At 41.0% G+C, this 619-nt stretch carries 1 protein-coding gene; it reads right to left on the bottom strand.

Going from position 1 to position 619, the window contains the following annotated elements; genetic code table 11:
• Positions 1–327: 327 nt before the first annotated feature.
• Positions 328–558 (bottom strand): NVEALA domain-containing protein, encoded by a 231-nt coding sequence (locus E5355_RS19180; RefSeq protein WP_136011568.1) that lies wholly within the window; start codon positions 556–558, stop codon positions 328–330.
• Positions 559–619: the final 61 nt, after the last annotated feature.

The raw sequence follows: 619 nt of genomic DNA, 5'->3' as shown, positions 1-619 counted from the left end.
ATAAAACAATATTTACCCCGTATCTATCCTTTCAACGGAACAGCAAACGCATTGCTTATTCTAACTAAATCACTATCTTTGCCAAAACCTCCTTTCCGGGTGGGTTACGGAACGGACGGTGCGAATGGGCCAACAAAGCGCTAGCCGTCCGCTCCTCTCCATCACCTTTTTATATTTTCTATTTCGATTACGGAACAAGACGCTGTCCAGCCACACAGCTGTCCTTTTCAACTTGATAGCCTGGGGGATTTCCGTAAACGACAAGGATTCCCACAGGTTTCAACGTACAAGAGAAAAGGGAGAACAGCGACAAACTAATGAGACAGACTAATAACAAATATACACATGTTCCACTCCTCCTTTTGTAATGGGGCAAACAATTGAACCACTCCCTACACAGATAGTTGTATTTCCGCTTTCATCGGCAGCCAACGCTTCGATGTTTTCCAATAGCAAATCGTCTAACTTTTCTGAGTGATTGATTCGGGTATAGCCTAAAAACGAAAGGAGACAGACAATAGCCATCGTTCCTACTAATTTTACTGTAAAGTTTTTCATTGCATTTTATTTTAGTTATGGAAACAAAGGAAAAAGAAAGATTGGAAAGCACCAACTAAAT

It is taken from the genome of Bacteroides muris (ex Afrizal et al. 2022) (assembly GCF_004793475.1).
Lineage (GTDB): Bacteria > Bacteroidota > Bacteroidia > Bacteroidales > Bacteroidaceae > Bacteroides > Bacteroides muris.
This window is presented reverse-complemented; position numbering and strand designations above follow the sequence as displayed.

Excerpts from the sequence above, each read along its gene's own strand:
- E5355_RS19180 (WP_136011568.1), bottom strand. The coding sequence starts at position 558 with ATGAAAAACTTTACAGTAAAATTAGTAGGAACGATGGCTATTGTCTGT.